The 7,843-nt window shown below is 43.3% G+C and carries 15 protein-coding genes; 7 read left to right on the forward strand and 8 right to left on the reverse strand.

Going from position 1 to position 7,843, the window contains the following annotated elements:
- Positions 1 to 45: 45 nt before the first annotated feature.
- Positions 46 to 261 (reverse strand): lycopene cyclase family protein, encoded by a 216-nt coding sequence (locus HWQ43_RS14725; protein ID WP_366932829.1) that lies wholly within the window; start codon positions 259 to 261, stop codon positions 46 to 48.
- 445 nt (positions 262 to 706) lie between these two features.
- Here HWQ43_RS14725 and HWQ43_RS14730 point away from each other — a divergent pair, with 445 nt between their 5' ends.
- Positions 707 to 1,111 carry a hypothetical protein gene (locus HWQ43_RS14730; protein WP_292734842.1) on the forward strand — a complete coding sequence of 135 codons (405 nt, stop codon included), beginning with the start codon at positions 707 to 709 and terminating at the stop codon, positions 1,109 to 1,111.
- Positions 1,112 to 1,350: 239 nt separating this feature from the next.
- On the opposite strand, the gene HWQ43_RS14735 is transcribed toward HWQ43_RS14730, so the two are convergent.
- Positions 1,351 to 1,578: a hypothetical protein gene (locus HWQ43_RS14735; protein ID WP_292734845.1), complete on the reverse strand. Its 228-nt coding sequence runs from the start codon at positions 1,576 to 1,578 to the stop codon at positions 1,351 to 1,353.
- A 188-nt stretch (positions 1,579 to 1,766) separates the two neighbouring features.
- Positions 1,767 to 2,168: a fasciclin domain-containing protein gene (locus tag HWQ43_RS14740; protein WP_292734848.1), complete on the reverse strand. Its 402-nt coding sequence runs from the start codon at positions 2,166 to 2,168 to the stop codon at positions 1,767 to 1,769.
- A 427-nt stretch (positions 2,169 to 2,595) separates the two neighbouring features.
- Here HWQ43_RS14740 and HWQ43_RS14745 point away from each other — a divergent pair, with 427 nt between their 5' ends.
- From HWQ43_RS14745 to HWQ43_RS14755, 3 genes are all read left to right on the forward strand, one after another.
- Positions 2,596 to 2,805, forward strand: coding sequence for a CopG family transcriptional regulator (locus tag HWQ43_RS14745; RefSeq protein WP_292734851.1), 210 nt, complete (start codon positions 2,596 to 2,598; stop codon positions 2,803 to 2,805).
- A complete protein-coding gene (locus tag HWQ43_RS14750) occupies positions 2,802 to 2,957 on the forward strand; it encodes a hypothetical protein (protein WP_292734854.1) in 156 nt (51 codons plus the stop codon). Before HWQ43_RS14745 ends, HWQ43_RS14750 begins: the two co-directional genes overlap by 4 nt.
- Before the next feature lie 62 nt (positions 2,958 to 3,019).
- Positions 3,020 to 3,196, forward strand: a complete 177-nt coding sequence (locus HWQ43_RS14755; RefSeq protein ID WP_099102416.1) for a DUF1427 family protein — start codon at positions 3,020 to 3,022, stop codon at positions 3,194 to 3,196.
- A 181-nt stretch (positions 3,197 to 3,377) separates the two neighbouring features.
- Here HWQ43_RS14755 and HWQ43_RS14760 read toward each other — a convergent pair whose 3' ends face one another.
- The 5 genes from HWQ43_RS14760 to HWQ43_RS14780 all read right to left on the reverse strand — a co-directional run bounded on the left by HWQ43_RS14760 (position 3,378) and on the right by HWQ43_RS14780 (position 4,679).
- Positions 3,378 to 3,671: a hypothetical protein gene (locus HWQ43_RS14760; RefSeq protein ID WP_292734860.1), complete on the reverse strand. Its 294-nt coding sequence runs from the start codon at positions 3,669 to 3,671 to the stop codon at positions 3,378 to 3,380.
- 25 nt (positions 3,672 to 3,696) lie between these two features.
- Positions 3,697 to 3,897, reverse strand: coding sequence for a hypothetical protein (locus HWQ43_RS14765; RefSeq protein ID WP_292734863.1), 201 nt, complete (start codon positions 3,895 to 3,897; stop codon positions 3,697 to 3,699).
- Complete coding sequence (locus HWQ43_RS14770; protein WP_292734866.1) at positions 3,890 to 4,216, reverse strand: hypothetical protein; 327 nt, start codon at positions 4,214 to 4,216, stop codon at positions 3,890 to 3,892. Before HWQ43_RS14770 ends, HWQ43_RS14765 begins: the two co-directional genes overlap by 8 nt.
- Positions 4,217 to 4,304: 88 nt before the next feature.
- The gene (locus tag HWQ43_RS14775) at positions 4,305 to 4,448 is read right to left on the reverse strand and encodes a hypothetical protein (RefSeq protein ID WP_292734868.1); all 144 of its coding nucleotides are present in this window, start codon (positions 4,446 to 4,448) and stop codon (positions 4,305 to 4,307) included.
- Positions 4,449 to 4,457: 9 nt separating this feature from the next.
- The gene (locus HWQ43_RS14780; protein ID WP_292734871.1) at positions 4,458 to 4,679 is read right to left on the reverse strand and encodes a hypothetical protein; all 222 of its coding nucleotides are present in this window, start codon (positions 4,677 to 4,679) and stop codon (positions 4,458 to 4,460) included.
- 410 nt (positions 4,680 to 5,089) lie between these two features.
- Between HWQ43_RS14780 and HWQ43_RS14785 the strand changes: the two genes are divergently transcribed.
- The 3 genes from HWQ43_RS14785 (at position 5,090) to HWQ43_RS14795 (ending at position 7,811) form a co-directional block, all read left to right on the forward strand.
- Positions 5,090 to 6,016, forward strand: a complete 927-nt coding sequence (locus HWQ43_RS14785) for a hypothetical protein (protein ID WP_292734874.1) — start codon at positions 5,090 to 5,092, stop codon at positions 6,014 to 6,016.
- 131 nt (positions 6,017 to 6,147) lie between these two features.
- A complete protein-coding gene (locus HWQ43_RS14790) occupies positions 6,148 to 6,996 on the forward strand; it encodes a GNAT family N-acetyltransferase (protein WP_292734877.1) in 849 nt (282 codons plus the stop codon).
- A 461-nt stretch (positions 6,997 to 7,457) separates the two neighbouring features.
- Positions 7,458 to 7,811 carry a hypothetical protein gene (locus tag HWQ43_RS14795; protein WP_292734880.1) on the forward strand — a complete coding sequence of 118 codons (354 nt, stop codon included), beginning with the start codon at positions 7,458 to 7,460 and terminating at the stop codon, positions 7,809 to 7,811.
- The last annotated feature ends 32 nt before the right edge of the window (positions 7,812 to 7,843 follow it).

The following is a 7,843-nucleotide window of genomic DNA, read 5'->3' on the forward strand; positions in this document are numbered from 1 at the left end:
CTCACGTCCGGTTTTGAAGACGAGCGGTTCTCGTGAGGGAATCGTTTAGTTCAACTGATAACCCCACTCAATTTCTGGACATTTCTGCAAAACCTCAAACCAGTCGCTTGGTGTCCACATCTTTTCGTTATCTGGAGTTCCTCCAGCTTCTAGTAAGAGAATACTTACATTCTGGTCACTTGCAGCGAGTTTTGAGGCCACTATGCTCCCCGCAGAACCCGCACCAATAACAATGTAGTCATAATGAGTGATTTTTGTCATTTTGCTCGCACTTTTGACTTAAAGTTTCAAGCAATGCTACCCCACTTATGGAAAATAGCCTATTCGTGAGAGGTTAAGGTAATTGCGAAATCAAGGAAATGGGCTTTGATGTCAATCAGTTTGTCATCTTTCGCCACCAACATCCTGCCAGCAAGTAGATTTCAGCTTAACAAGCGTACCATTCGGCTAAATCCTCTGCAAATATAAATCCTCAACAATGAGCGAAACTACACTACCTGCAAGTATGCTTAAACCTTAAGCCAGAGATATTTATAGCTTTTTGGGCTACAAGTAAAGATTAGAAACGCATACTCATCTAAAATTGTCAATGTTTGTATAGATTGCATTTTTAGTATGTGGAATCCCAAAGAAGTATCTTTGTCAATGATGAACTTTTCATATATCTGGTTAAAACAGCATCGTATGATTGTTGGAGCAATGCTATTTGCAATCACGATCGCAGGCGGTAATAACTCTGCCAAATGACAACAACCTGCTGCGAATACTCCATCGGTTGCAAATCTCATTGCGTCTAGTCCAACCCCAGCACCAGCCTCGACCACAAAAAATGCTGCTGATACCAAGCCGCCTGAGCAGAAAGCAGTTCAAGCAGGGGTTTGCTAACACCACATCTGTTGCTGTAGAGGTTGGAAAACCTGGGAGACCAGACCCAGGTGCAGGCTCAATCTACATTGAGATTCCCGTTACTGTGACTGCGGTCGCCACAAATGGAACTCCACAGCGATTTCGCGGCAGCTATATACTGCGGCGAGTCAATAATGTTCCTGGCTCAACTCCAGAGCAGCAAAGATGGCATCTCTACTCGGCGAAAATTACTCAAGTTAAGTAGCCTGCTGTAAAACGCATAAGCCAAGACGTGGAATGATTCCTCCAGACCGATACGACGCAAGACGTATCGCCATCTAGACCTCCACAAGGGTAATCTCGCCACAGCCTCAATATATGTAGCTTAAAGGATAAAGTTACCGCAAGACAAAACCTAAAACCTATTTGAGCCAATCGACTTGTATCAGATTGTTAGGGTTTTTGTTGTCTAACCTGGATAATGTGAAATAAACCCAACATTTCTCACGCCATCCATTCAGCCCACTGTGGCGCATTGACAGGCAGTTGAGCAATTTGGTCTGGGTCAATATCCTCAAACTCCAGCATCACACCGCAACGCTCATCAATCGTCAGGGTACAGAGTAATTCCTTTACCGCATCAACGCCGTATTCAACCCGTTCAATCGCCAGTCGAGCATAATATTTAACCCGCTCCCACCAAGAATCACTGAGTTTTACCTCTATGTCCATACCCCCCCAATTATTACTTTCATCTTCATTAATGGGGGGTGTGGACGGCGATGAAGAAGGCAAGGGGCAGGGGTGCAGGGTCCCCCACTTCTTAAGGTGCTTTATCTTAGCCTCTCACCGATGGCCTCAGAAAAAGCCGCACAGAGCATCAATCGCGATGTTTAATCTCAAAAAGACTTCACGGCATTTTACTGAGGGATTAATACCTGATCAATAACATGAATCACACCATTATCTGCTGACACATCCGGTGTGACAACTATTGCATCATTTACCTTAACACCATTATTAGAATCAATTTTGAGGTCTGTTCCCTGGGTTGTTGTTACCTCGGACAACTGTGCCAAATCTACTGCAACAATTTTTTGAGCTACTACGTGATACTCTAGAACTTTTCTTAACTCAAGCACATCTTCAAGTAATGCTTCTACAGTACCAGATGGCAGTTTAGAAAATGCCTCATCTGTTGGTGCAAACACGGTAAATGGGCCGGAACCTTTGAGCGCTGTGTCCAAACCAGCAGTTGTAATTGCTGTTACCAAGGTGTTGAAAGTACCTGCATTGATTGCAGTATCTATAATATCTGGCATTGAGTTTTACCTTAATTGTCAAAAAACTTGATACTTAGAGGTTTACCACACTTGAGTATCTAGAAAATATAAACCTACGCTAGATGCAATTAATGTACTGGTCGCACTTTTTGAAGTGATGGCGCTGACGAAATAAAAATCGAAAGAATCTCTACGATTAATAGGCGTGACCTTTGTGAATGACCTACACCGCCACCTTAGAGAAGCACACCACAGACGTACGTATACCCGCTATCCATTGTTAACCCAAAGGAGCCACTGCCCCAGGTTATACGTTCCAGTAAAGCTCCCCATCAACAACACCAATAGAAAAGCCAATTGTTTTGAGATTGATTGGATTAAATTGGCTAAAAGCCAGATTAAGAGAGGCTTTGAAACAAAGGTATAATTTTCTGTGACAAAAGTAATAGGGCAGTATAAAAAGTAAATGGTGAATAAAAAATGGGCAGTTAAACGATTGACAGTAAATCTCACGGCAACAGAGACACAGAAATTGTCACAATACTGTGCAAAAACAGGAAGACCCATTAACGATGTGATTCGAGAATTGCTGCGTTCTTTAAAAGTTGACAGTGCAGAAGTATCGGAAATTTCGCCAGATTCTAAAGTTTCAGAATTAGCTGGGCTTCTAGTATGACTTGGAAAGGGTTGCATCCAATTTTGATTTTAAGCAACATTGTTTACCAAAAAGGGATTTACCTGACTAAGAAAGCCATGAAGCAAGTCGAGTCGAGATTGCAGCGAAATCCACTTCTGCCCAAATGGGATATCTTGATTCAACCAATTTAGGTGGTAAATTCTTTTTCGGAAATCACCTTAGCACTTTTACTCGTTATCAAGGGGCAATTGCAATGGATTTCAAACAAGCGGGTTTATCTCTATTAGGTGGCTGGATTATCGGTGTGGTGTTTATGGCGACAAAGCTACCCGCACCTGTTCCTCCACTTATGGGGTTAATTGGAGCAGCCGGTGTACTGCTCGGTGGTTATTGCTACGAAATTATCGCCAGACTTCTGATGAAACAATGACTATTTAAAATGCAACCCATGAGAAATAGCACGATTAGCAGAGAAACCTCGGCTAGTAGTGCCAGAAATTTCTGCCTTGACGTTTATTTTTTCAAAATTGGGATGCTCGCCATGACTTCACTAGCATATGCCTGACGAGTACGACGATTGAATAAGCAGAGAACTTGCCCAACTTTATTGTTCAGATGTGGTTGAGGGTAGTTTCCACGAATAAGCAGAGCATCATAGCCAACATCATCACCAAAGCTGATAATATTACTAACGGGTTGAGGATTCCGCAAATTACTGACACATTATTTCCCAATTCTTTTAAAACGTAATATCTCAATAAGCCAGGGTTAGCGTTCTTGTTCATGCAAAGTTGAAAATCAGGGTGTTCATCGTTAATTTCAATCTCAAATAAATCTGCGCTCTTTGTAACGACAGTTGCCCAATCTGGCAGAGTAGCTGAAATGGTTTTCGCGTAAAGTTTCATGATTTTCTCCTCTGGGATTAATAACCTAAAAATCCTCGGCAATCTCCAACAAAAAGCCGCGTCCCGTGTTCTGTACTTGCACCAGTTCTTTATCCAGCAGAGTTTGAATAACTGAATCGGAGAATTGGAACTGAAGACGATGTAATGGAACACAACCGCCACAAAGCTTAATCGAACGTAGTAGATGATTGGCTCTACGTTCAAAGTTGTCTGTAGAATTAGCCATTGGTGCTACCTCCAGTGAGGGCGAATAACTGTTGTTGCAGAATTGCTATTTGACTTTGATAAAAATTAATCTCTGCGGTGATTTCTGAGAATAATTCCTGTGGGGAAAGCGGTTTAATTTGAGATTCCTGAAAGTGGAACAATTCATCAGAGTTTTTATTAAGCATCAGGGCATAGCGCCAACCATCACCGAATTGTTCAGCTAATTCAGTACCATTTGGGTAGTAATAAAATCCCAGAATGATACCGTCCTTAGTGCGCTGTTCCAAAGCAAAGCGAGGGTATGCCCAGTGTTTGGGTATCAAAATTGTGGGTTGCATGGGTTTAATTGGGGATTGTTGAAGGTGTGGTGAAAGGCGATCGCTGTTGGTCGTGTCTGTGGAGCGATCGCCGTCGTCTGTGCGAGAATTACGCCGTCACTAACTCCCGACTTTCTGCAACTGGCTCATACTCCCGTAACCGTTGCCATTCATCAGGGGTCAACTCATCAAACGGTCGGTCTAGCAATTCTTCACAGTCAGCCGTTTCTGCATGGGGTACGCTGTCCACCATCGACAGCCATCAAACTGCATCCATTGCCGAGTCACAGGGCATTTGCTGATATTCCCCAGTACGCATTACCCACCAGCCAGCGTCAGTATGTCCCACTTCGCCCAGTTTCACGTCGTTGTTGTAAATCCCATCGTTCAGGATTTCAAAGCCGTATTTTTCGCATTCGTTGAAAATTTGCGCCATGACTTCGTTACTAGTCGTGCAAACTTCTTCTGGTAAATGTTCTTGCACTGGTAACGTACCTTGCTGGTACTGTTGCTTGATGTAGCTGTGGCATCTTGCGGCTGAGAGGTCGCGGAAAATCTCAACGTTGTTTACCAGGACTCGCCAGTATAGGTTCTCGTAGTTGTCGTGGTCGTAGCTAATGCTGGCTACAAGATAGTCACCAACAAACGCCTCTTGGTCATAGAACGAGATTTCCAGAATTGTTGGGGCTTCTGCAACTTGTGCTGGCGCTGGGATAGGTTCCTCTGAGAGTTCCGTCTTGGTGATACCATTCTATGAAGCGTTGACATCTGGCGGGGGTAGTATCGCGGAATTTCTCTACGCCGTTGACCATGACTAGCCACGGTTGGGTTACGAACTCATCATGGTCGTATGTAATGTAGGCTATCAGTCATTGAACTAGAAAAGGTGGAATCATGCCTAAACCACCTTCTAGACGCAGCAAAGCCACCTCTGGCGCATCTACCGATTCAGCTTCAGCAGCTAACTCTGCAAAGGAGGATATCTCCCAGCAAGAAGACCCAGGTTCAGCAACAATCACCGTTACTGCTGTTGAAGTTCCAGAGTTGACAGAGGAAGAACAGCGCGATCGCTTACATTTAGAGCGCCGTGTGGAAAAAGCAGTTTTTGAAGCTGGTAAGGCGTTGATGGAATTACGCGATCGCGGATTATATCGTTCCACCCACAGCACTTTTGAAGAGTATTGCAAGGACAGGTTTGGATTTCAGCGTCGTCATCCTTACAGATTAATCGAAGCTTCGGCTGTCTTTGATAACCTGATGAAAATGTGTCCCAATGGGACACATTTGCTACCCACAAGTGAACGCCAGGTTAGACCCATAACCAAGCTAGAACCTGAACAGCAATGGGAGGTATGGCAGAGGGCAGTGCAAGAAGCTGGTGGCAAAGTCCCATCTGCTAAAGTTGTAGGTGATGTGGTACAAAAGATTATGGAGCGTACCCAAGTACCCAATACCTACCAAATCGGGGAAGTCTGTCAAATCCTTGCAAAAGACAACCCAGAACTCAGAGGAAAAGGTGGGTGTTGGGCAATTGTCAGCGCAGTGAATGACTTTAGTTGCAGCGTGAGAATGTGGGACGGCGAGTACACGATTGGGCTAAAGCACCTGAAGTCCTTCAATTACCTGCCCCAGGAATGTAAGCAGATGCAGTCTTTGAGCGATCGCATCAGTCGAGTGTATTCCAATTCGCTGGAGGAGACAGTAAAAAGTCTGTTGCAGTTGCTGGGTAAGGTGAATCGTCCTTATTTGACGGCTGTCGAAGAGAAATTGTTGAGTGTTCTAGAGTCTGAATACGAGAAAGATAACTCCCTCAACGATTAATGCTCACCAAAGACTGCACCAAGCACTTCATGAACTGCGGCATGAGGGGTGTGACTGAGGGGGAAAGAGCTTGCAGCGATCGCTCTGCAATAAGATAAAAGTAGAAAAATGTTATGACCACGATAAGACCAATGACAATAGACAATTTTACTGTTCGACCAATGAGAAGGTCAGAATTAGATTTGGTAATTGATTGGGCAGCAGTTGAGGGCTGGAATCCAGGAACTTATGATGCTGAATGTTTTTACCAAGCTGATCAATGCGGTTTTTTTGTGGGGGAATTGAATAATGAACTTGTAGCAAGTATTTCCGCTGTTGCTTACTCTAAGCAGTTTGCTGTTATCGGCTTTTATATTGTCAAGCCGCAGTTTCGTGGACAAGGTTTTGGCATGAAAATGTGGAGGGCAGCAATGGAATATCTTGGTACTGAGCGTAACATTAGCTTAGATGGAGTGATTGCTCAACAGGAGAACTACCAGAAATCAGGTTTTCAAATCGCCTACCGTCATATTCGTTATCAAGCTGTAGGCGGAGGCGTTGTACCGGACGGCGTTGTAGAACTAAAAACTGTTCCTTTTGAGCAGTTAGTTGCTTATGATCAAAAGCTTTTTCCGGCTGAACGTGAGCAGTTCCTACGACTTTGGATAAAGCAGCCAAACAGTGTTGCATATGGGGTTGTTAGAGATGGGCATATTGTTGGTTATGGAGTCATCCGCCAAAGCCACACGGGTTTCCGGATTGGGCCGTTGAATGCTGACAATGAACAAATTGCCGACCAACTCTTACTCGCCTTGCTTGCTTTTGGTTGTGATGCTTTGGTGTTTCTTGATGTGCCTTCTTCTAATTCCGAAGCGATAAAGCTGGCTCAGCGTTACGGGATGAAGCCAGTCTCTGAAGTTGCTCGAATGTACAATAAAGAAATTCCTAACTTGCCTATAAAAAATCGTGTATTTGCTGTGACTAGCCTAGAAGTTGGTTAGCTAAGTATTATTTCACCAATCAGTCATCCCTTCTTGCCAGCGCAGTTTTGCCAGTGTAGTTTTTGGAGATGTTGGAGAAGCGAAATCGCTCTTATTTAACTAATTTAGAAGAAAAAGTGTTGAGTTTTCTGGAGTCGGAAATCCTAGCAGAATGGAACAAAGAAACAATGCTGTGAGTGAATTGTAGTATTAAATTAATAAAATCTTGCTTTGGTTTAATATTTCTGCTCCCGGTTGTTTGTAGAAAGTAGTAATTTATGACAGGAACACAACAACAAGAAATCATGGATTTACGGGCATTGAATTTAACACCCAAACAAATAGCTTGAAAACTGGGTATTACAGTTTCATTCGTCAATGCAGCGATTCAAAATCAAGCACAGCAAAGCACATTAGATAGATTGACAAAAGGAGAGCTAGACCCTGTATATCAGTGTTTAGCAAGCGAGAGTCTTATCCAATTGTTACCGAAAATCCCACCAGAAAACAGCATCAAAAATCTGCTGACAAAAATCTTACCTGTAAAAAACAATGACGATATCGATCGGGGTTTAGGATTGGTAGTGATTGCAAGAGTTGCTCGATACAATCAAATCACGGTCTGTAGTTACCTTTTAGATATATGGTGCTTGGGCGTTAAAGATACCATACCACCACGTACAGTAGACAGGATGAAATTTAAAGAATTTACAGAATCACTATTCGAGCCATTTCCCGGAAAACCGCAAGAGGTTTCCCTTGAAGTTGCCCAAGGGATGATATTTAGTGCTTGCGAATATGCAGACAGCTTAGGGTTTCAACTAACTAATAACTGATAACTAATCTTTATGTTCCTTGCTTTGAACTG

This window comes from Nostoc sp. JL31 (genome assembly GCF_017114965.1).
In the GTDB taxonomy this organism is placed as follows: domain Bacteria; phylum Cyanobacteriota; class Cyanobacteriia; order Cyanobacteriales; family Nostocaceae; genus Nostoc; species Nostoc punctiforme_A.

What these genes read in the sequence shown, in the direction of transcription:
- HWQ43_RS14745 (WP_292734851.1), top strand. Translation starts at nt 2,596, where the DNA reads ATGGTGAATAAAAAATGGGCAGTTAAACGATTGACAGTAAATCTCACG.
- HWQ43_RS14785 (WP_292734874.1), top strand. Translation starts at nt 5,090, where the DNA reads ATGCCTAAACCACCTTCTAGACGCAGCAAAGCCACCTCTGGCGCATCT.
- HWQ43_RS14725 (WP_366932829.1), bottom strand. Translation starts at nt 261, where the DNA reads ATGACAAAAATCACTCATTATGACTACATTGTTATTGGTGCGGGTTCT.
- HWQ43_RS14790 (WP_292734877.1), top strand. Translation starts at nt 6,148, where the DNA reads ATGACAATAGACAATTTTACTGTTCGACCAATGAGAAGGTCAGAATTA.
- HWQ43_RS14760 (WP_292734860.1), bottom strand. Translation starts at nt 3,671, where the DNA reads ATGAAACTTTACGCGAAAACCATTTCAGCTACTCTGCCAGATTGGGCA.
- HWQ43_RS14735 (WP_292734845.1), bottom strand. Translation starts at nt 1,578, where the DNA reads ATGGACATAGAGGTAAAACTCAGTGATTCTTGGTGGGAGCGGGTTAAA.
- HWQ43_RS14765 (WP_292734863.1), bottom strand. Translation starts at nt 3,897, where the DNA reads ATGGCTAATTCTACAGACAACTTTGAACGTAGAGCCAATCATCTACTA.
- HWQ43_RS14750 (WP_292734854.1), top strand. Translation starts at nt 2,802, where the DNA reads ATGACTTGGAAAGGGTTGCATCCAATTTTGATTTTAAGCAACATTGTT.
- HWQ43_RS14755 (WP_099102416.1), top strand. Translation starts at nt 3,020, where the DNA reads ATGGATTTCAAACAAGCGGGTTTATCTCTATTAGGTGGCTGGATTATC.
- HWQ43_RS14770 (WP_292734866.1), bottom strand. Translation starts at nt 4,216, where the DNA reads ATGCAACCCACAATTTTGATACCCAAACACTGGGCATACCCTCGCTTT.
- HWQ43_RS14775 (WP_292734868.1), bottom strand. Translation starts at nt 4,448, where the DNA reads ATGGTGGACAGCGTACCCCATGCAGAAACGGCTGACTGTGAAGAATTG.
- HWQ43_RS14740 (WP_292734848.1), bottom strand. Translation starts at nt 2,168, where the DNA reads ATGCCAGATATTATAGATACTGCAATCAATGCAGGTACTTTCAACACC.